The organism is Cobetia sp. 3AK, assembly GCF_029846335.1.
Lineage (GTDB): Bacteria > Pseudomonadota > Gammaproteobacteria > Pseudomonadales > Halomonadaceae > Cobetia > Cobetia marina.
This window is the reverse complement of sequence record NZ_JARWKR010000033.1, coordinates 1-320: the sequence shown is the minus strand read 5'-3', so window position 1 is coordinate 320 and position 320 is coordinate 1. Positions and strand designations below refer to the sequence as shown.

At 65.6% G+C, this 320-nt stretch carries 1 protein-coding gene; it reads left to right on the top strand.

Going from position 1 to position 320, the window contains the following annotated elements:
- Nucleotides 1-320 (top strand): Ig-like domain-containing protein (locus tag QD228_RS17025; RefSeq protein WP_279876134.1); only part of this gene is annotated, 320 nt, incomplete at both ends.

Sequence of the window (320 nt, the reverse complement as noted above, 5' to 3'; positions counted from 1 at the left end):
CGCAGCCTCTGCCGCATTGACCGTGCCGGAAGATGCCGACGTCACCGCCCCGAACGCGCCGACCATCGCCTCCGCCACTGATGATGTGGCGGCTGTCACAGGCACCCTCGCCGATGGCGACAGCACCAACGACGCCACCCCGACCCTGACCGGCAGCGCCGAGATTGGCAGCACCGTCACGATCACCCACAACGGTGAAGAGATCGGCACCACCGCCGCCGACAGCAACGGCACCTGGAGCTTCACGCCCGAGACCGATTTCGCTGATGGCGAGCATGTCTTCAGCGTCACTGCCACTGATGCTGCAGGCAACGAAAGTG